This window comes from Pseudodesulfovibrio alkaliphilus (assembly GCF_009729555.1).
GTDB lineage: Bacteria > Desulfobacterota > Desulfovibrionia > Desulfovibrionales > Desulfovibrionaceae > Pseudodesulfovibrio > Pseudodesulfovibrio alkaliphilus.
On the sequence record NZ_WODC01000005.1, the window covers coordinates 262,219 to 281,934 of the forward strand.

Annotated in this window: 13 protein-coding genes; 6 read left to right on the plus strand and 7 right to left on the minus strand. The window is 64.1% G+C overall.

Annotation, left to right across the window (positions count from 1 at the left end; all coding sequences use genetic code 11):
• The 7 genes from GKC30_RS09700 to speA all read right to left on the minus strand — a co-directional run bounded on the left by GKC30_RS09700 (position 1) and on the right by speA (position 10,257).
• Positions 1–1,116 (minus strand): iron ABC transporter substrate-binding protein, encoded by a 1,116-nt coding sequence (locus tag GKC30_RS09700; protein WP_155934512.1) that lies wholly within the window; start codon positions 1,114–1,116, stop codon positions 1–3.
• Positions 1,117–1,362: 246 nt separating this feature from the next.
• Complete coding sequence (locus GKC30_RS09705) at positions 1,363–2,904, minus strand: SLC13 family permease (protein ID WP_155934514.1); 1,542 nt, start codon at positions 2,902–2,904, stop codon at positions 1,363–1,365.
• Positions 2,905–3,027: 123 nt separating this feature from the next.
• Entirely contained in the window at positions 3,028–4,347 is a 1,320-nt protein-coding gene (locus tag GKC30_RS09710) for a malic enzyme-like NAD(P)-binding protein (protein WP_155934516.1), read from the minus strand.
• A gap of 712 nt (positions 4,348–5,059) precedes the next feature.
• Entirely contained in the window at positions 5,060–5,917 is an 858-nt protein-coding gene (gene speB / locus GKC30_RS09715) for an agmatinase (RefSeq protein WP_155934518.1), read from the minus strand.
• A gap of 10 nt (positions 5,918–5,927) precedes the next feature.
• Positions 5,928–7,118 carry a carboxynorspermidine decarboxylase gene (nspC, locus tag GKC30_RS09720; RefSeq protein WP_367614072.1) on the minus strand — a complete coding sequence of 397 codons (1,191 nt, stop codon included), beginning with the start codon at positions 7,116–7,118 and terminating at the stop codon, positions 5,928–5,930.
• Positions 7,118–8,308 carry a saccharopine dehydrogenase family protein gene (locus GKC30_RS09725; RefSeq protein ID WP_155934522.1) on the minus strand — a complete coding sequence of 397 codons (1,191 nt, stop codon included), beginning with the start codon at positions 8,306–8,308 and terminating at the stop codon, positions 7,118–7,120. Before GKC30_RS09725 ends, nspC begins: the two co-directional genes overlap by 1 nt.
• A gap of 35 nt (positions 8,309–8,343) precedes the next feature.
• Positions 8,344–10,257 carry a biosynthetic arginine decarboxylase gene (gene speA, locus GKC30_RS09730; protein ID WP_367614073.1) on the minus strand — a complete coding sequence of 638 codons (1,914 nt, stop codon included), beginning with the start codon at positions 10,255–10,257 and terminating at the stop codon, positions 8,344–8,346.
• A gap of 333 nt (positions 10,258–10,590) precedes the next feature.
• On the opposite strand from speA, the gene GKC30_RS09735 reads away from it, so the two are divergent.
• The 6 genes from GKC30_RS09735 (at position 10,591) to GKC30_RS09760 (ending at position 19,535) form a co-directional block, all read left to right on the plus strand.
• The gene (locus GKC30_RS09735) at positions 10,591–11,769 is read left to right on the plus strand and encodes a GAK system CofD-like protein (RefSeq protein WP_155934523.1); all 1,179 of its coding nucleotides are present in this window, start codon (positions 10,591–10,593) and stop codon (positions 11,767–11,769) included.
• 62 nt (positions 11,770–11,831) lie between these two features.
• The gene (locus GKC30_RS09740; protein WP_155934524.1) at positions 11,832–12,827 is read left to right on the plus strand and encodes a zinc-dependent alcohol dehydrogenase family protein; all 996 of its coding nucleotides are present in this window, start codon (positions 11,832–11,834) and stop codon (positions 12,825–12,827) included.
• A gap of 246 nt (positions 12,828–13,073) precedes the next feature.
• Positions 13,074–15,362, plus strand: a complete 2,289-nt coding sequence (locus tag GKC30_RS09745) for a type I secretion system permease/ATPase (protein WP_231117109.1) — start codon at positions 13,074–13,076, stop codon at positions 15,360–15,362.
• 46 nt (positions 15,363–15,408) lie between these two features.
• Positions 15,409–16,698, plus strand: a complete 1,290-nt coding sequence (locus tag GKC30_RS09750; RefSeq protein ID WP_155934551.1) for an HlyD family type I secretion periplasmic adaptor subunit — start codon at positions 15,409–15,411, stop codon at positions 16,696–16,698.
• Positions 16,699–16,705: 7 nt separating this feature from the next.
• Positions 16,706–17,407 carry a transglutaminase-like cysteine peptidase gene (locus GKC30_RS09755; RefSeq protein WP_155934525.1) on the plus strand — a complete coding sequence of 234 codons (702 nt, stop codon included), beginning with the start codon at positions 16,706–16,708 and terminating at the stop codon, positions 17,405–17,407.
• A gap of 49 nt (positions 17,408–17,456) precedes the next feature.
• Positions 17,457–19,535, plus strand: coding sequence for an HD domain-containing phosphohydrolase (locus GKC30_RS09760; RefSeq protein WP_155934526.1), 2,079 nt, complete (start codon positions 17,457–17,459; stop codon positions 19,533–19,535).
• Positions 19,536–19,716 lie beyond the last annotated feature (181 nt).

Genomic DNA, 19,716 nt, shown 5'->3' on the forward strand with positions numbered 1-19,716 from the left:
TCAGTTCACCGGGACTTTGGTGAAGGCGAAGTTGCCGAACATGCCGTTCATTTCTTCGAACAAGGGCTTGCCCAGCAGGAAGGTGTAGATTTCGTCGGCCTTGGCCGCCGGGGCCACATCCTCGAATCGGTCCGGGTGGACCAGCTTGCCGATGAAGAAGGCGTCGGCCAGAATGGAACCGAAGTTCTGAGTGTACCAGTTGTAGGGGAGCAGACCGTAGACCCTTCCCTCGCGCACGGCGGCCATGGTGCGGTAGGCGGGGTCGGTGCGCAGTTCGTGCAGCCCGCCCGCCTTGTCGCCCATCTGGAGCGTGGAGAGATCAAGGAACAGGTACTCGGGGTTCCACTGCACGATCATTTCCTTGGCCACGTTGGCGTGGGTCAGATCCTTGCCGGTCAGCCCTTCGCGGTAGGCGAGGTTGCGCACCCCGGCGAAAACAAAGGGCGGGTACCCCGGCTCGGTGGATTGGAACCCGTGGGGGCCGGACATGGCCACCCCGCCGATATACGCGGACGGCCGCTCCTCTTCGGGAATGTCGGCAGTGCGACGCTTGAGGTCTTCAATCTGTCCCTCCATGAAGGCGATGACCGCCTCGGCCCGGTCCTGTCTGCCCACCACCTCGGCCATGGTGCGCAGGGACTGGTACAGTGCCTGCCTCTGGCTGCCGAGGGTGCCGTAGTCCAGCGTCACCACCGGGATGCCGGTTTTATTCTGTAACTCCACCGGATCGTGCCCCCGGGTGGGGAAGGTCTTGAAAATGACTTGGGGCTGGGGCTCAAGGGTGAGGATCAGCTCCGGGTTGTCGTGGCCCCGGAACTGGCCGAACACCGGCAGGGTCTTGAACTGCGGATTGGCCATGGCGTAGGGCCGGGCGTCGAAACTGCGCCTGCGCACCTCGATGTCGTCCACGGCCACGGCCATGTGCTGGGCCTCCAGATAGGTAAGGAGCCGCAGACAGCCCGGGCCGGAGCAGATGACCCGGCTCACCTCGGCCGGAACCGCCACCTCGCGGTTCATGGAATCGGTGACGGTGCGTTCCCCGGACAGTGCGGGGGTGGAGGGAAGAAGCATCAGCAGGGCGGCCAGCAGGGCGTACAGGTATCGGATAGGGCGCATGGGCTGTCCTCGTTTTGAGTGCGGCCGGGGGTGCTCGGCCGAGTTGTTACGAAATGCGGTCTTGTGTCATCATCGGGATACCTATTGTGCTGGTGTACGTCAAGGAGGTGCACAAAACCCGAGTGCCTGAGTCGGGAATCGAGAGTGTTTTTTTGCGGAAGGGGGGGGAGTCGGAGTTTTCCGGTTTGATTTGGTGAGGCGGGAATACCCGCGGGCGGCCGGAGTCGGCCGCCCGCGGGAAAGGGGTTACTGCGGCATCACGGCCCACTCGGGGAGAGTGTCGAGCTTGACGCCCCAGAGTACGGGCAGGATGTAGACCACGAAGGCCGTGATCAGCATGGTGCCCACGATGTTCAGCCAGATGCCCGCCTTGGCCATCTGCTTGATGGAGACGCAGCCCGAGCCGAAGATGACGGCGTTGGGCGGGGTGGCCACCGGGAGCATGAAGGCATAGGAGGCGGCCACGCAGGCGCCCACGATGGTGGCGAAGGGATGCACGCCCATGGCGATGGCCGCGCTGCCCATGATCGGCACCAGCAGGGTGGCGGTGGCGGTGTTGGAGGTGATCTCGGTCAGGAAGATGGTCATGAAGACCACCACGCTGACAAAGACCAGGATGCTTGCGCCGTCGAGGGCGCCGAGCTGGGCGGCGATGTATCCCGCCAGCCCGGTCTTGGCAAAGCCGTTGGCCAGGGCCAGGCCGCCGCCGAAGAGCAGGATCACGTCCCAGGGGATCTTGACCGCTGTTTTCCAGTCGAGGAGGAATTCGCCCTTCTTGAGGTCAGTGGGGATGCAGAAGAGCGCCAGGGCTCCCAGGATACCGATGGTGGCGTCATGGATATAGCCGAAGTTGGGCATGACCGAGGTGATCAGGGGCAGGTCCTTGATGAACTCCCGCGCCATCCAGAACGTGGCCACAAAGCAGCCGACGATGACGATTTTCTTTTCCTCGGATTTCATGGGGCCGAGCTTGGCCAGCTCGCTTTCGATGATCGTGCGGCCGCCGGCCAGTTCCATGTCGCCCATGGGGAAGAGCACTCGGGTCAGCAGCACCCAGGCCAGGAAGAGCATGGTCACGGACAGCGGGACGCCAAAGAGCATCCACTGGCCAAAGCTGATCTGCACCCCGAACATCTTGTCGATCATGCCGACCATGATGGTGTTGGGCGGGGTGCCGATGATGGTGGCCACGCCGCCGATGGATGCCGCGTATGCCACGCCGAGCATCAGCCCCTTGCCGAAGTTGAACTCAGGGCCGTCGTGGGGACAGGCGCGCAGGGTGCGGGAGTCGAATCCCGTTGCCTGCTGGATAACGGCCAGTCCGATGGGCACCATCATCATGGCCGTGGCCGTGTTGGACACCCACATGGACAAAAAGGCCGTGGCGATCATGAAGCCCATGATCATCCGGGTCGGGCTGGTACCCACCAGCCTGATGGTATGCAGGGCGATGCGCCGATGCAGATTCCACCGCTCCATGGTCACGGCCAGGAAGAAGCCGCCCATGAAGAGGTAGATGAGATGGTTGGCGTACGGGGCGGTTGAAGCCGCCGAACTCATGACGCCCAATGTGGGGAAAAGGGCTATGGGCAACAGCGAGGTGGCCGGAATGGGGATGGCCTCGGTGATCCACCAGATGGCCATCAGGGCGGTCACGGCGGCCACTCGCCATGCCTCAGGGTTCATTCCCTCCGGGGGCGGAAGGATCAGGATCAGGACAAAGACGATGGGGCCGAGGAAAAAACCGATGAGTTTCCCTCGACCGCTCTCAACGGGATGAGCGCTCATTCTGCCTCTCTCTCATGCTTGCGGCGCTCCTGCCGCAGTATCGGACACGAAAACCCCAGTGCTGGCACCCTCTCGGGAGAGAGGGCCGGACGGGGCCGCAACACCCCGTCCGTTTGAATCGGGTTAAATGCCCAGGTTGTAGGAACCGACAAAGGCGCTGACGCGGGCCGTGGAATCGGCGATGCGCTGGCGCAGTTGCCTGCCGTAGTTGTCCAGGTCCAGGGATTTGCGGGCAACGCCGGTTTCCATGGCGGCCCGGGCCACAGCCACGGACACATACTCGATCAGCCGCAGGTCCAGGGCCTTGGGGATGATGTAGTCGATGCCAAAGGTGAGCGAGTCAACGCCGAACGCCTTGCAGACATAATCCGGCACCGGCTCTTTGGCCAACGCGGCCAGGGCGTGGGCAGCGGCCAGCTTCATCTCCTCGTTGATGGCCGTGGCTCCGGCGTCGAGAGCGCCCCGGAAGATGAAGGGGAATCCGAGCACGTTGTTGACCTGGTTGGGGAAGTCTGACCTTCCGGTACCCATGATGGCATCGGGCCGGGCCTCTTTGGCGTCGGTGTAGGTGATCTCGGGATCAGGATTGGCGCAGGCGAAGATGATGGGATTTTCACCCATGGATTTGACCATCTCCTTGGAGACCACGCCTTTGGTGGACAGGCCCAAAAAGCAGTCCGCGCCCTTCATGGCCTCGGCCAGGGAGGCGAATTCGCGCTTGGTGGCGTAGGCCTGCTTGGAGGCGTTCAGGTCGGTGCGGCTCGTGTTGATGTGGCCGCGGGAGTCGAACATGGCGATGTTTTCGGGGTCCACGCCCATGCTCTTGTACAGGTTGGTGCAGGCGATGGCCGAGGCCCCGGCGCCGGAGACCACCACTCGCAGATCCTCGACTTTCTTGCCGGTGATCTCCAGCGAGTTGAGCATGCCCGCGGCCGTGACGATGGCCGTGCCGTGCTGGTCGTCGTGGAAGACCGGGATGTTCATCTCGGCCTTGAGGCGCTCCTCGATGTAAAAACATTCCGGGGCCTTGATGTCTTCGAGGTTGATGCCGCCGAAGGTGGGCTCCATGGCCTTGACAATATCGATGAGTTTGTCCGGGTCGGTCACGTCGAGGTTGATGTCAAAGACATCGACATCGGCAAAAACCTTGAAGAGGACGCCTTTGCCCTCCATGACCGGCTTGCCTGCTGCCGCGCCGATATTGCCCAGGCCGAGAACGGCGGTACCGTTGCTGACCACGGCCACCAGATTGCCTCGGGCGGTGTACTCGTAGGATTTGGACGCATCCTCGGCAATGGCCAGGCAAGCCTGGGCCACGCCCGGACTGTAGGCCATGGACAGGTGCTTCTGCGTTACGCAGGGTTTGACCGGGACGACTTCGATTTTTCCCTTTCGTCCGGTCGAGTGGTAATTGAGCGCTTCCTCTTTAGTAAACAGTGCCATTTTCATCTCCTTGGCTGGATGGGGATTCAGTGAGCCGTCGCATCTGGTTCAGCCGGCACCGTCAATGGTGGCCGGGAGTACCGGGTGTGCGCTTTGGCCCGCTGGCGACGACATTTTCTCGGCCATGGCCGCCATGAATCAGGCCCGAACCCGAGAGCGCCTGGAGGGGCCGCGAGACCACGCGCCGCCGTCCCGATCCGACATGGTTGTCCATGAGCGGGGTGTGAGGCGGGAGCCGTCATCCGGCGCATTCTCCTCGTGTCGCGGAGGCGACAGCGCGTTAATTGCTGGCTCAGTCAATATCCCGGCCCTGATGCCGGAGCGTCCGGGGCACGGGCATGGCTTTGCCGATGGGCGGGTTCATGGCGAAAACGCGGGGCTGGCCCGCGGCGATGGCCACAATCAAACCCTGGGCGAAGTGTGTTTTTGTGAAGCTTCACGCAGGGGCCGTTCTTGACGGTCGCGTTGTCGCCACGTCCGCGACGAAGACGGCTAGCCAGAAGTCTTGACACAAGGACGGCCCGGTGTCCATGCCCCGGCCGGAGATATTTGGCCGTCGATGGGCTCGCTGGCCTTGCCATGCGGGCATTTGCGGCGTGTCTGGTTTTTCGGATCAGCCCTCTTCGGCCGAGCTTGAGAGGGGGGAGACAACTGGCGACGCCCCGGCCGATGTATCCGGCCGGGGCGTCGTCTGGGGGCGGCGGGAGAAGGGTTAGTCGCGTGGAAGGCTCATGCCCAGCAGGCAGTAGGCGAGTTGGGCGGCGGCAAAGTCCGAGGCGTGGTCGCCCGGAGTCGGGGCCAGTTCGACCACGTCGGCTCCTACGACCTGCCTGCCTGCCGTGATCCGTTCGAGCAGGGTCAGGACATCGTGCCAGCTTAAGCCGCCGGGAACAGGGGTTCCGGTGGCCCGGATGACAGAGGGATCGAGCCCGTCCACGTCAAAGGTGATGTAGATGCGCTCGGGAAAGTCCGGGGGGAGCACCTGGGTGGGAATGCCCTTGAGGTGGAGCTTGCGGGCGTCCAGGCAGGGCACGGACTGGCTCTTGCGGTAGTCCGCCTCCTCGGCGCACAAGGCGCGAACACCCACCTGGAAGACCGGGATGCGCAGGTCGTCCATGGCCCGGCGCATGACGCAGGCGTGGCTAAAGGGCGAGCCCTGGTAGGTGTTGCGCAGGTCCGCGTGGGCATCGAACTGGACCACGCCGAAACGGCCGTATTTCTGTTTCATGGCCCGCAGGGCACCCAGGGTGACGGTGTGCTCGCCGCCCAGGACCAGGGGCAAAGCCTCGCACTCCAGGGCGTAGGCCACGGCGTCCTCAATGCGGTCCAGGGTCTTGGCGATTTCCTTGGAGCAGTCCACGGGCTCGGCGGTGTGGATGCCGCTTAAGGCGGGCATCCGTGAACCGTCCCAAAGCTCAAGCTGCTTTGAAGCCTCAATGATGGCGGCGGGGCCGGTGGCGGTGCCGCTGCCATAGGAAGTGGTGTTCTCCAGGGGCACGGGAATGATGTGGACTGCGGCCTTGTCCGGCTTCTCGTTGGGAATTTCCCCTTCCAGAAAATGCGGTGCCATGGGTCGTCTCCTAGGACAGGCGGTTTTTGAAATCCTGGTATCCGAAGCGGCGTATGGTGCACATCTCGCCGGATTCGGGCCGGTAAAGGCGTATCGAGGGCAGTTGGATGCCGTTGAAGGTGTTGGTCTTGACCATGGAGTAGATGGCCATGTCCGTGAACACGAGCCTATCACCGGGGACTAGCGGCCTGTCAAAGGAATATTCGCCCGCCACGTCTCCGGCCAGACAGGACGGCCCCCCGATCCGGCAGGTCCACGCCTTATCGCCGGGCTCGCCCGAGCCGACGATGTGGGGCCGGTAGGGCATTTCGATGACATCGGGCATGTGGCAGGGCACGGCAGAGTCCATGATGACGATGTCCATGTCCGCCCTGACCACGTCGAGGACCGTGGCCACCAGATAGCCCGCGTTGAGCGCCACGGCCTCGCCCGGCTCCAGGTAGACCTCCACCCCCCATTTTTCCTTGAAGCGGGTGACGATGCGTACCAGCAGATCCACATCGTAGCCGGGCCGGGTGATGTGGTGGCCGCCGCCGAAGTTGACATAGCGCATGCGCGGCAGAATGTCGGCAAAGGACGCCTCCACGGCGGCCACGGTGCGCTCCAGGCAGTCGGCGTCCTGTTCGCAGAGGTTGTGCCAGTGCAGGCCGGTCACGCCGTCGAGGTTCGCCGGATCGAAATGCGCCCGGCGGATGCCCAGGCGGGAGCCCGGAGCGCAGGGGTCGTAGATGGGGGTTGCCCCTTCCGAGTGCTCGGGGTTGATGCGCAGGGCCAGTTCGATGTCCCGGCCGTCGGTCTTGGCCAGCTCGCGCACCAGGGGGCGGAATCGGTCGAGCTGGGCAAAGGAGTTGAAAACGATGTGGTCGCTGGTCCGGCACAGGTCGCGGATGTCCGCCTCGCTGTATCCGGCGGCAAAGGTGTGGACCTCTCCCGGGCCGTTCGCGCAGTGGGGCGCGAATTCCTCGCGCCCGAGACGCGCCTCGTGGGGCGAGCTGGCGCATACGCCGTCGAGGCTGGCCGCCGCCAGGGGAAAGGCGCTGTGCATGGCAAAGCACTTTAGGGCCAGGAGCACCTTGCACCCGGCGCGTCGGCGCACCGAGGCGAGGGTGGCCAGGTTGTCCCCGAGCAGTCCTTCGTCCACCACAAAGCACGGGGTCTCCACCCCGGCCGGGTCGAAGCGGTATTCGCGCCGTCCGTTCACTACAGCTCCACTTCGGTCCAGGGCAGGCCGTGCTTGTTGAGGGCGGCCATGAACGGGTCGGGATCGAACTGTTCCATGTGGAAGACGCCCTTACCCGCCCACTTTCCGGTGAGCATCATCATGGCCCCGATCATGGCGGGCACCCCGGTGGTGTAGGAGATGGCCTGGGAGCCGACCTCCTCATAGGCGGCCTCGTGGCTGCATATGTTGTAGACGTAGAGGGTCTTCTCGCGGCCGTCCTTGACGCCCTTCATGACGTTGCCGATGCAGGTGCGGCCCTTGGTCAGCGGTCCCAGAGAACCGGGCTCGGGCAGCACTGCCTTGAGGAACTGCAGCGGCTGGATCTTCTGGCCGCCAAAATCCACCGGCTCGATGGAGGTCATGCCGATGCCTTCAAGCACGCGCAGATGGGTCAGGTACTGGTCGCCAAAGGTCATCCAGAAGCGGGCGCGCTTGAGTCCCTTGATGTGCATGACCAGGGACTCCAGCTCTTCGTGGTACATGAGGTAGCACTTTTTGGGGCCGATGCCCTCGGGAAAGTCGTAGCTCATGGACCAGGACAGGGGGTCGGTCTCGACCCATTCCCCGCGCTCCCAGTAGCGGCCGCGCTGGGTGATCTCGCGGATGTTGATCTCGGGATTGAAGTTGGTGGCGAACGCCTGCCCGTGGTCGCCAGCGTTGCAGTCGATGATGTCCAGCACGTGGATTTCGTCGAAGTGGTGCTTCATGGCGTGGGCCGCGAACACGTTGGTCACGCCCGGGTCAAAGCCGGAGCCGAGCAGGGCCATGAGCCCGGCCTGCTCGAAGCGCTCCCTGTACGCCCATTGCCACTTGTATTCGAACTTGGCCTCGTCCGGCGGCTCGTAGTTGGCGGTGTCGAGGTAGTTGACGCCGGTTTCAAGGCAGGCGTCCATCAGCGGGAGATCCTGATAGGGCAGGGCCAGATTGACCAGGAGGTCGGGCTTGACCTTGTTGATCAGGGCCACGGTCTCGGCCACGTTGTCCGCGTCCACGGCGTAGGTGGGCACGGTCACGCCAGTGCGTTCGAGCACGGACGCGGCAATGGCGTCGCACTTGCTCTTGGTGCGGCTGGCCAGATGGATTTCGGTGAACACCTCGGGAACCTGGGCGCACTTGTGCACCGCCACGCTGCCGACGCCGCCAGCGCCGATGATCAGTACCTTGGACATGACTGTACCCTCCGTGAATCGCCCGCGGGGGCGGTTTACCGTTCGAAGTAGGTGTATCCCTGCAGGCCGGTCTTGTATGCCTGGAGAATGGCCCGTCGTTGCCCGGCTGTGATGCGGCCGTCGCGCACGGCGTTTTCCGCGGTCTCGCGGAACCGGGTCAGCAGGTGCTTGGTGTCGTATTCCACATAGGAGAGGATGTCCTCCACCGTGTCGCCCTCAAGCTCGCTGACAAAGTCGAATTCGCCGTTGTCGCGCACCCGGATGGTCACGACGTTGGTGTCACCCAGAAGGTTGTGCAGATCGCCCAGCGTTTCCTGGTACGCGCCCACCAGGAACGCGCCAAGATAGTATTCGTCGGTTTCCTTGAGCTCGTGCAGGGGCATGGTCCTTTTGACGCCCTGGCGGTCGATGAAGCGGTCGATCTTGCCGTCGCAGTCGCAGGTGATATCGGCCAGGATGCCTTCGCGGGTGGGGCGCTCGTCCAGCCGGTGGACCGGCATGATGGGAAAGAGCTGGCCGATGGCCCAGGCGTCGGGCAGGGATTGGAACACGCTGAAGTTGCAGTAGTATATGTCCGAGAGGGCCTGGCCAATGCCTTCCAGCTCGTGGGGCAGGGAGGGCAGATCCCTGGACAGGGTGGCGATGCGTCGGATGGTCTCCCAGAAGACGTTCTCGCCCTGGGCGCGTTCGCGAAAGGTGATCTTGCCGTGGCTGAATGCCTGGCGCACCTCGTCGCGGTAGTAGAGGATGTCGTTGAAGCACTCCTGGATGTTGCGCAGGTTGAGGGACTGCAACGTCTCGAAGAGGTGGCGGATGTGGATGTTGGTGTCATCGGGCAGCACCTCGGGCAGGGGGTCGGGCTCGAACCGGGCCGCGTCGAGCACGTTGAAGAGGAGCATGGAGTAGTAGGCGACCACGGCGCGGCCGGACTCGGTGACGATGACCGGATGGTCCACTCCCTGCTCGTCGAGAACCGTCATGACGCCCTCCACCACGTCCACGCAGTATTCGTCAAGGGTGTAGTTGCGGCTGCTCATGAAGTTGGTCTGGGTGCCGTCGTAGTCAACGGCCAGGCCGCCTCCCAGGTCGAGGTAGCGCATGTTGGCGCCCTCGCCCACCAGCCCGGCGTAGACGCGGCTGGCCTCGGCCACGGCGTTGCGTATCTCCCGGATGTTGGGAATCTGTGAGCCGAGGTGGTAGTGGAGCAGTTGCAGGCAGTCGAGCATGTCCGCCTCCTTGAGGCGGTCGATGACATCGATGATCTGGGTGGCGTTGAGGCCGAAGATGGAGCGGTCGCCGCCGGATTCGGACCACAGGCCGTTGGCCTGGGCTGAGAGTTTGACGCGTACGCCGAGGATGGGCTTGACCTTCTTGGCCTTGGAGCGCTCGATGATCAGCGGCAGCTCGCCGGGCATCTCGACCACCAGGATGCAGGTGAACCCGAGCTGGGTGGCGTGCAGGCCAAGGTCGATGAACTCCTCGTCCTTGTAGCCGTTGCAGACGAGCACGGCCTCGGTGTCGCGCAACATGCCCATGGCGGCCACCAGTTCGGCCTTGCTGCCCGCCTCGAGTCCGTGATGGTATTTCTTGCCGTGACGGGTCACGGCCTCCACCACCTGATGCTGCTGGTTGACCTTGATGGGATAGGCCCCGAGGTAGGAGCCTTTGAATCCGAGACCGCTCATGGCGGACCGGAAACTCTCGTTGATCAGGGTGATCTGGGTGTCCAGAATGTTTTCGATGCGCAGGAGCACCGGCATATCAAGGCCGCGTTCCTGTATGCCGGCGATGACCTCGGGGATGCTCACGGCCTTGTCGAACCGGCCGGGCTCGGGAGTGACCAGCAACTCGCCGGAGTCCGAGATGCCGAAGTACCCCGCGCCCCATTCGCGGATTCCGTAAAGTTCTCTGGACTTGTCAGCCGTCCATCTTTGCAGTGCGTGTGCCACTCATAAACCCTCGCATCCCTAGAATTACGGGCTCTTGCCCCGCCAAGGACCGACATGAACCCATGTCGCGCCGTGCGTCTGCCGAAAGCGGGGTGTTATGGGTCACGGCCCGAGTTGTCAATCAAAAAACAGGGGCCGGAAAAGCCTGTCTCCCCCGCCGTTTCGCTACCTTGCTCCACGGGGCCGACAGCCTGCTCCGAGCATAGCATTGTGGGCGCAAAGTGCAAATCCGGAAATGAGTGGCTGGGGCCTGTTGTCATGCGGGGCGGTTCAGGTCACAATATGCCGTGCCCCACAAGGTGGGCGGTGGATCGGCGCGAGGAAGGAGAGAGGATGGAAAAGCCCGTGACCGGCACGTTTTCTCGATGCGGCCCGGCGTCCTATACGACCCGGGGGCCGCGCCTGCTCTTCTTCAGCGGCGGCTCTGCCCTGCGCGAGACATCGCGGCGGCTGATCCGGCATACGCGAGATTCGGTCCACGTCATCACCCCTTTTGACTCGGGCGGCAGTTCTGCGGTGTTGCGCCGCGCCTTTGACATGCCCGCCGTGGGCGACATCCGCAACCGGCTCATGGCCCTGGCCGATCTCGAAGAACCCGGCGTGCGGGAGCTTTACGCCCTGTTCACCTGCCGCTTCTCCCGGCGCGAACCCGGACCGGCCCTGCGCGTGGAGTTGGAGCGCATGGCCTGCGGGGAGCATGTGCTGGCGGCCCTGGTGCCCGAGCCGGTGCGCGGCCGCGTCACGGGCTGGCTCGCTGATTTCCTGGCGGCCATGCCCGAAGGGTTTGATCTGCGCGGGGCCAGCGTCGGCAATCTGGCCCTCACGGCCCGCTGGCTTGCCCATGGCAGAAGGCTGGGGCCGGCCATCGACGAGGTTTCCCGTCTGGTGGGGGCCGGGGGGCTGGTTCGGCCCGTGGTCGAGGGGGATCTGCACCTCGCCGCCGAACTGGAAGACGGCTCTGTCGTGACCGGCCAGCACCGGCTCACGGGCAAGGAGGGAGCGCCCGTGGCCTCGCCCGTCAGACGGATATGGCTGACCGGCTCGCCGGACGATGCCCTTCCCTTGTCCGCAGCCATTGATGGCGAGGTGGCCGGGCTGGTGTCCGGGGCCGATCTGATCTGCTACCCGGTGGGCAGCTTTTTTACCAGCGTGCTGGCCAACCTGCTGCCCGCTGGCGTTGGCCGGGCCGTGGCCGCCTGTCCCGGTCCAAAGGTCTTTGTGCCCAATCCGGGCGGCGATCCCGAATTGCTCGGCCATACCGTGGCCGGACAGGTGGGGCTGCTGCGCCGCGTTCTGGCTGCCGACGGCGGGGAGGACGGCAATGATCCCGCAGTGGCGGGGCGCTTGCTTGATTATATTTTGGTGGACGGGGGTGCGGACTACCCCGGCGGGGTGGACAAGGCTGCGCTTGCCGCCTCGGGCCTTCGGGTCGTCGACAGGCCCTTGCTGGGCCGCGAGCCGGGCCGATTTGACCCGGATCTGCTGGCCGAGGCGCTGTTGGCCCTCGTCTGATGCGAATTGTGCGCCCGCCCCCCCTTCGGGGGGGCAAACTTCCAGGACTGCGGAGGTAGGTCATGAAGGCCATGGTGCTTGAACGGTTTGGCGAGGACTACGCCTTTGTCGAAGGGGAACTGCCCCTGCCGGAGCCGGGGCAGGGCGAGGTGCTGGTGCGGGTGGCCGGGTCCAGCCTCAACCCCATCGATCACAAGATTGCCACCCTTGGTCCGGCCCTGGCCTTTGCGCCCGAGCTGCCTGCGGTGCCGGGCATGGACGTGTCGGGCACGGTGGAGGCCGTCGGTCCGGGCGTGATCCGTCTGCGGCCCGGCGATCGGGTCTTCGGGTGCGCCGGGGGGCTGGGCGACATGCCCGGTGCCCTGGCCGAGTTCATGGTGGCCGATGCGGACCTGCTCGCCCAGGCCCCGCAGTGCATGGACCTTGTGGACGCCGCCGCCCTGCCGCTGGTGTCCATCACCGCCTGGCTGGGGCTTTTCGAGCGGGCGCATCTGGCCGCTGGCCAGACCCTGCTCGTCCACGGCGGAGCGGGCGGGGTTGGTCATGTGGCGGTGCAGCTCGGCGTCCACGCCGGGGCCGAGGTCTTTGCCACGGTCTCGGGCAACGGCAAGGCGGACGTGGTGGAGGCCCTGGGGGCCACGCCCATCGACTACCGGGCCACGCCCGTGGACGAATACGTAGCCGGGCTTACCGGTGGGCGCGGGTTTGACGTGGTTTTCGACACCGTGGGCGGTGCGGTCCTCGACGCCTCATTCCTTGCCGCGGCTCCGGGCGGGCAGGTGGTCTCCGTTTCGACTCGGGCCAGCCACGACCTGAGCCCCATGCACGCACGGGGGCTTTCCCTGTATGTGGTCTTCATGCTCCTGCCGCTTATCTCGGGCCAGGGGCGGTCCGCCTATGGCCGAATCCTGGAGGAGGTGGCCGCCCTGGTGGATGACGATGTGCTGGCCGTGCTGCTGGACGAGCGTCGTTTCCACTTTACCGAAATCGCTGCGGCGCATCGCCACTGGGCAGCAGGCAACGCCCTGGGCAAGGTTTCCCTGTTCATGGAGGGGTAGCTCCGCAAAAACGGCATGATCGGCCCAGGTCGGCCGCCGGGGCCGGCAACCCGTGGAATCTCCATGGCAAAGGCTGTGGAAAAAAAGCAAAATGGCCGGGATGTTTGGCATTAATAGGATAATGAAGCTTGACAAAACGCCGCCCAGAGGAAAGGTTGGGAACAACCCGAAATGAGGGGTTGACCGGGTGCGGGGGCATCCGGTGTTTCGGCATTTCCGTCATCACCTGTATCCAAGCGTGACCATATGGCTTCAGACGATACCAAGACACCCGGGCCCGGCGCACCCGAAACGCCGGACGCGGCCGGAGACGGACAGGGTTTACCCGACAAGGCGCGGGCAGCGGCCGGGACCGTTCCGGGGTCCGGTCCTGCGGCTCCCGATCTGTCAAGCGACGAGCGCCTCTCGCCAAAGGACATCGACTTTCAGCCACCGTTGGTCATCTGCCTGTCCATCATCAGCCGGCTCATGGGCAAGCCCGTGTCCTCGGCCACTCTCAAGGCGGGCATTCCCCAGCAGGAGGGCGTCATCACCGCCGCCTCCATCGTCCGGGCCGCCGAACGCATCGGCATCAGCGCCAAGACCGTGCACCGTCCGGGCGTACGCAACATCACCAAGCTGGTCCTGCCCTGCATCCTGCTCCTGCGCGGCGGCAACGCCTGCGTGCTGCTGGACACCGAGGAGGACAAGGCCCGGGTCATGGTCCCGGGGCACGGCATGGACGAGACCGAGATGGACCTGGCCGTCCTGGAGGAGGAGTACACCGGCTACGCCATCTTCTGCCACCGCAAGGAGGCGCTGGACAAGCGGGTCAGCGGGCTGAAGCTCGTTCGGACCAAGCGCTGGTTCTGGGGCGTGCTGCTCAGCTTCTGGCCCATCTATCGCCACGTTGTCGGCGCGAGCATCATGACCAACCTGATTATCGTGGCCTCGCCGCTGTTCGTCATGAACGTCTATGACCGGGTCATCCCCAACAATGCCCTGGACACCCTCTGGGCACTGGCCATCGGCATCGGCATCGCCTATCTCTTCGATTTCCTGCTCAAGAACCTGCGCAGCTATTTCGTGGACGTGGCCGGGCGCAATGCGGACGTGCTCATCGGCAGCCGGATCATGCAGCACCTGATGTCCGCAAGGCTCGACCACATGCCCGAGTCGGCCGGAGCCGTGGCCAACAACGTGCGCGAGTTCGAGTCCCTGCGCGAGTTCTTCAGCTCAAGCTCGCTGGTGGCCCTCATCGACATGCCGTTCCTGCTCCTGTTCATCGGGGTCATTTCCTACATCGGCGGCCCGCTGGCCTGGCCCGTGTTTGTGGCCGTGCCCATCGTCATCGCCTTCGGCCTGTTTCTTCAGATACCCTTTCAGCACATCATCGAGAAACACTACAAGGAATCGACCCAGAAACACGCGCTGCTTTTCGAGATCGTCCAGGGGCTCGAAACCATCAAGACGAGCATGGCCGAGGGGCGGATGCAGGCGCGCTGGGAAAACGTGGTCGGCATGTCCGCGCTCTCCAACAGCCGGGCCAAGGTCATGGCCAACCTCTCGGTCTCCTTTTCCATGTTCATCAGTCAGGTGGTCAGCGTGGCCATCATCATCATCGGGGTGTATCTCATTGCCAAGGGCGAGTTGACGGTGGGCGGACTCATCGCCTGCAACATCCTGGCTGGCCGGGCCATGGCCCCCTTAAGCGCCGTGGCCGGGTTGCTCTCGCGTTTCCAGCAGTCGCGCATGGCGCTTGGGGCGCTGGATCTGCTCATGGAGATGCCCAGCGAGCGGCCCGAGGACAAGGAGACCTTCCACTACGGCACCGTGGAGCCCTCCATGGTCCTGGAGAATGTCTCCTTCAGCTATCCCGGCACGGACAAGGCCGTTCTCAGCGAGGTCAACCTGCGGCTTAAGCCCGGCGACAAGGTGGGGATCGTCGGCCGCACGGGCGCGGGCAAGACCACCCTTGGCAAGCTGTGCGTGGGGCTCTATCAGCCGGTGGCCGGGTCGGTGAAGGTGGGCGATATCGACCTGCGGCAGATGGATGTGGCCGACCTCAGGCGCAAGGTGGGCTATGTGTCCCAGGATTCCCTGTTGTTTTACGGCACCCTGCGCGACAACATCGCCTTCGGTCTGCCCGAGGCGGATGACCAATCCATCAAGTACGCGGCGGACATCGCCGGAGTGAGCGACTTCGTGCGCGACCATCCTGCGGGCTACGGCATGATGGTGGGCGAGCGCGGCTCGTCCCTTTCGGGCGGCCAGAGGCAGGCGGTGTGCGTTGCCCGCGCCATCCTTCCCGACCCGGAAATATTGATAATGGACGAACCCTCGAGCAACATGGACAACCAGTCAGAATACCGGCTCAAGGCCATGCTCGAACCCTATGTCAAGGACAAGACCCTCATCGTCATCACCCACCGCCATTCCATGCTCGATCTGGTGGACCGGCTGGTGATCATGGACAAGGGGCGCGTGGTGGTGGACGGTCCCAAGCAGGCCGTGCTCGACGGGCTCAAGTCCGGCAAGATCAAGGTTTCCCTGTGAGGACGCGGTGACCAAAGACAGATTTGAACGCGAAACGCTGCTGTACATGTCCGAGGTGGATCAGGCCATGTACGGCCGGGGCCGCAAGCTGGCCTATATCGTCTCCATCTCGATCATGGTGATGTTCTGCGGCTTTTTGCTCTGGGCCCGGCTGGCCGTGCTCGACGAGGTCACGCGAGGATTCGGCAAGGTCATTCCTTCGCAGCGGGTGCAGGAGATCCAGAACCTTGAAGGCGGCATATTGAGCGAGATCTTCGTCATCGAGGGGCAGGAAGTGCAAAAGGGCGATCTGCTCTGCCGTCTGAGCAACGAGCAGGCAGCCAGCTTTTATCGCGACGCCATGTCAAAGGCCCTGGAACACCGGGCTGCCATCGCCCGGCTCCTGGCCGAGGTGGAGGGCGTGGAGCCGGTTTTTGACGCGGAGGTGCGCGAGCGGGCGCCCCAGTTGGTTGAGGACCAGTATCGCATTTTCGAGGCGCAGCGGGATCAGGTGGTCATCGAGTTGCGGCTGCTCCAGGACCAGTTCGAGCAGCGGCAGCAGGAAGTCAGCGAGATGGAAGGGCGGCGTCGCCAGCTCATGCAGAGCCTTGAGGTGGCGCAGAAGCAGCGGGACATCGCCAAGCCCCTGGTGGAGAGGCAGATACACTCCGAGCTTGATTATCTCGCTCTGGAACAGCGCGTGCTCGAACTCAAGGGAGATGTGGAGGCCCTGACGCTTGGCATCCCCAGGGTCAAGCGGGCTGCCCAGGAGGCCCGGGGCCGCATCGAGCAGCGCAGCGCAGAGCTGCGCAGCCGCGCCCTGGCCGAGATCAACGAACGCAGGCAGGAGCTGATTTCCATCAACGAGACCCTGGCCTCTGGCGGCGACCGGGTCACGCGCACCGACGTGCGCTCCCCTGTGCGCGGCCTCGTCAAGCACATCCTCATCAACACCCTTGGCGGCGTGGTCCAGCCCGGCAAGTCCATCATGGAGATCATTCCTCTTGACGACACCCTGCTGGTGGAGGCGCAGATCAAGCCTTCGGACATCGCCTTCCTGCATCCCGGACAAGCGGCCCAGGTCAAGATCACGGCCTACGATTCTTCCATCTACGGCGGGCTTGACGGTCTGGTGGAGCATATCAGCGCCGACACCATCCAAAACGAGAAGGGGGAGAGCTTCTACGTGGTCCGCGTACGCACGGAGAACAACGCCATGGAGTACCGTGGCAAGCGGCTGCCCATCATTCCGGGCATGACCGCGCAGGTGGACATCCTCACGGGCAAGAAAACCGTGCTCGACTATCTGCTCAAGCCGATACTCAAGGCCAAACAGAACGCGCTGCGCGAACGCTGATCCGCCCATGGTCCACACCGCCCGCATATGCCGGACTTCCTGGGGGTGGTGCGTCGCGCTGCTGGTTCTGAGCCTGACTGTCCGGGCAGGGGCGTGTCTGGCCGCCGAGGGCGGCGCGTCGGCCTCGCGACTTTTTGGCACCGTGGAGTTCAAGGGGCCCATCACCCAGCTGCCCAAGTGGACGGGCGTACTCGACAAGATGAAGGGGTGGAAGGGGTTCTTCGAGGACCCGTCCATGGCGGGTGTTCCGGCCCGCCAGAGCTGGCAGACGCTGAAGAGCGAGATAGCCTCCGCCGCGCCCATGGACCGCGTCAAGGCGGTCAACAAGTATTTCAACCAGTGGCCCTACCGGCTGGACCAGGCCAACTACGGCCAGAGCGACTACTGGGCCACCCCTCCTGAATTCATGAAGAAATCCGGAGATTGCGAAGATTATTCCATCGCCAAGTTCTATGCCCTCAAGGAACTTGGCTTTACCGGCGACGACATGCGCATCGTGGCGCTTCGGGACACCATCCGCAACATCGGACACGCGGTGCTGGTGGTCTATCTCGACGGCGACGCCTATGTTCTGGATAACCAGACCGTGATGGTTCTATCCCACGAGAAGTACAAGCACTATCTGCCCCAGTATTCCGTGAACGAGCAGTTCCGCTGGATGCACGTGCCGCCGACCGGGAGCACCACCTACACCAAGCAGAAGAAATGATCCCGGCCGCTCCGGCAGCCGGAACAACACAACCAGATGGAGTGAACAGATGATGGCCAGACAAGCACAGACAACAACCGAGGTGCCGAAGAGCATCGGCGGGGCCGGACAGGGCGTCAAGATCGGCGTGGTCATGGCGTTCGTCCTGGTGATTTCGGCGGGCATCCTGTTTCTGGCGAACCAGGCTGTGTCCGACAAGCGGGCCGAGGGCCTGGAAAACCAGGAGAGGCGGCTTGATCTCCTGGCCCATGGCCGGGCCGAGGTCTTTCAGGCATGGCTTTCGGAGATGTCCCGCCAGGGAGACCGGCTGATCAAGTCGGACCTTTTCCGCCTTTACGGCGCCGAGGTGGACAGCGTGGCCGACAACCTGGGTGCCGTTTTCGGCTCCGTCTCCGGCGAGCTGGCCGAGGGCCAGGGCGCTGAGCTGGCCGCCCAGCTGCCCATGATGCAGAACATGCTGCGGGAGTTTTCCACCTACTCCGGCTTTCTCAACGCCCGTATCCTGACCCGCACCGGAGACGCCTATATCGCCACCGACGGCCACCTGCCGCCCATGAGCGATGTCCAGCGCGGTCTGGTCCGCGAGGCCGTTGCCTCCGGGGAAGCCCGGTTCTCGCCCCTGCGCAGGACGGGACAGGGGCTTGAGATGGATATCTATGTGCCCATGTCGCCGCCCGACGACGAGGCGGGCGCGGCCATCGGCGCATTGATGATGACCCGGCAGGTGGCGGGCAAGATCACCGAGCTGCTTTCCAACTCGGCCTTGTCGGCCAAGGGGGAACGCACCCGGCTGATGCAGCGGGTCGAAGGCGGCTTCCGTGAGGTCACGCCCTGGACGGCCGGGGGATTCACTGATGTCACGGTCCACGTGGAGATGGACGAGGCGGGGGATCTGCCCTTTGGCGCCCGCGGGAGCCTCTCGGATCGGGAGCAGCCGGTCTTTTCGCTGGGGGTTCGGGTGGACGGCCCGCAATGGTGGGTGGTGCAGGAGTCTGACCTTGAGGCGGCCATGGCCCCCATCGAGAATTTTTCGCGTACCGTGACCATTGTGGCCGGCCTTGGCATTCTCACGGCCCTGCTCATCGCCGGGCTCGCCTGGTGGGTGCTGGCCGGGGTGCAGAGCCAGCGCATCGCCCAGGAGTTCCAGGCCCTGGCCGCCCAGATCGACGACCAGAAGCGGTTCATCGACTCCATCAACGCCAACATCGACGAGTTCATCACCCTCAAGGACGCAAGCGGGCGCTACACCTACGTCAACGATGCTTTTGCCCAGGCCGTTGGCCGGACCAAGGAGGAGCTGATCGGCATGGACGCGGCCGCCGTCTTTGGGTTTGACACGGCCAAGCGGCTGGCGGCTGTTGACGAGGCCGTGCAGACGGACAAGCGCAAGATGACCATCAACGAGCCGGTCTTCCTGCGCTCCCAGCGCCATCAGTTTCAGATATCCAAGTCGCCTTACTGCGATCAGGAGGGCCAGTGCCTGGGCATCGTCGAGGTGTACCGCGACATTACCGAGTTCGTGGCCGTGCAGGAGAAGAACAAGCGGCTCATCCGCCGGGCCATGGAAGCCCTTGGTGCCACCATCGAGGCGGCTGACCCCTATCTGGGCGGCCACACTCGGCTGCTGGCCGGTCTTTCGGTGGAGGTGGCAAGGACCATGGGCCTCCCCGAAATGGACATTGCGGAGATCGAGACCGCGGCCAACCTCTCGCAGATAGGCAAGATGTTCGTGCCAAACGAAATCCTGACCAAGCCGGGCAGGCTCACGGACGAGGAGATGAAGGTCATGGAGGGGCATGTGGACCACGCCTACCGCATCCTCAAGGACATCGACATCGCCGAGGGCGTGCTCATGGCCATCTACCAGATGAACGAGCGCGACGACGGCAGCGGGTATCCCAAGAAACTCAAGCGCGACGAGATAATCCGGTCGGCGCGCATTCTCTCGGCGCTCAATGTCTTTTGCGCCATGATCCGGCCCCGCGCCTATCGCGGAGCCAAGGAGCCGGGACAGGCGCTGGAGATATTGAAGGGCGAGGCATCGAGGTTTGATCCCGAGGTGGTCGAGGCCCTGGCCGGGGTGATCGCCAGCCCTGCGGGTGAGCGGCTCCTGGTCCCCAAGGCGTAATCACGGTCCTTCCCATCTGGTTGTGCGAGGCCCTGGCGTGGAAGCGCCGGGGTCTCTTTCGTGGCGGAAGGCAAAAAAAGCGTGTTGCCTTGTCGTGCTGAACCATGTATGAAACTCGGCTCCGCAAACGGGAACGTCCTCCCGCTCGCCGTCTTCATCCCGCCGAGGAACATATGCAATT

Bases quoted from the DNA above. Each gene is read 5' to 3' on its own strand.
- GKC30_RS09700 (WP_155934512.1), bottom strand. From the start codon at position 1,116: ATGCGCCCTATCCGATACCTGTACGCCCTGCTGGCCGCCCTGCTGATG.
- GKC30_RS09705 (WP_155934514.1), bottom strand. From the start codon at position 2,904: ATGAGCGCTCATCCCGTTGAGAGCGGTCGAGGGAAACTCATCGGTTTT.
- GKC30_RS09710 (WP_155934516.1), bottom strand. From the start codon at position 4,347: ATGGCACTGTTTACTAAAGAGGAAGCGCTCAATTACCACTCGACCGGA.
- speB (WP_155934518.1), bottom strand. From the start codon at position 5,917: ATGGCACCGCATTTTCTGGAAGGGGAAATTCCCAACGAGAAGCCGGAC.
- GKC30_RS09725 (WP_155934522.1), bottom strand. From the start codon at position 8,308: ATGTCCAAGGTACTGATCATCGGCGCTGGCGGCGTCGGCAGCGTGGCG.
- GKC30_RS09735 (WP_155934523.1), top strand. From the start codon at position 10,591: ATGGAAAAGCCCGTGACCGGCACGTTTTCTCGATGCGGCCCGGCGTCC.
- GKC30_RS09740 (WP_155934524.1), top strand. From the start codon at position 11,832: ATGAAGGCCATGGTGCTTGAACGGTTTGGCGAGGACTACGCCTTTGTC.
- GKC30_RS09745 (WP_231117109.1), top strand. From the start codon at position 13,074: ATGGCTTCAGACGATACCAAGACACCCGGGCCCGGCGCACCCGAAACG.
- GKC30_RS09750 (WP_155934551.1), top strand. From the start codon at position 15,409: ATGTCCGAGGTGGATCAGGCCATGTACGGCCGGGGCCGCAAGCTGGCC.
- GKC30_RS09755 (WP_155934525.1), top strand. From the start codon at position 16,706: ATGGTCCACACCGCCCGCATATGCCGGACTTCCTGGGGGTGGTGCGTC.
- GKC30_RS09760 (WP_155934526.1), top strand. From the start codon at position 17,457: ATGATGGCCAGACAAGCACAGACAACAACCGAGGTGCCGAAGAGCATC.